Origin of the sequence: Mesorhizobium sp. M1E.F.Ca.ET.063.01.1.1 (genome assembly GCF_003998155.1) — a bacterium.
GTDB lineage: Bacteria > Pseudomonadota > Alphaproteobacteria > Rhizobiales > Rhizobiaceae > Mesorhizobium.
Map to the genome: position 1 here is coordinate 1 of NZ_RZSC01001707.1, position 411 is coordinate 411.

The 411-nt window shown below is 56.4% G+C and carries 1 protein-coding gene; it reads right to left on the reverse strand.

Annotated features, from left to right (window positions below):
* The coding region (locus tag EOA29_RS40525; RefSeq protein WP_145970205.1) for a sensor histidine kinase at positions 1-411 on the reverse strand (411 nt) is incomplete at both ends.

Here is a 411-nt window from a genome sequence, read left to right on the forward strand (position 1 = left end):
ATCCATACTTCACGGCGTTGATCAAAAGCTCGTTGATAATGAGCGCCAGCGGCATTGCAATGTCATTTGGCAACTGAATTGCATCTGCCTCGCAGACCAATTCAACGGCTGGCGGGAACATCTGTTTTGCCGTCTCGCAAACAGCCCCTAGGAACGGCTCGGCTCCGAAGTTGACGGCGTCAGGCGTGTCATAGAGGACACGCTGAGCGGCAGCCATGGCAGCCACCCGTTTGCTGGCCTCGTCCAGAACCGTCCGAGCCTCCGGACTCTTGCTGGTCCTTGCCGCGACCGAAAGCAGGGACTTCAGCATCATCATGTTGTTCTTCACACGATGATTGAGCTCATCGAGCAAGATCCGCTGCTGGGTTTCGGCGTGCTTACGCTCGCTCACATCGACCAGCATGTTGATGG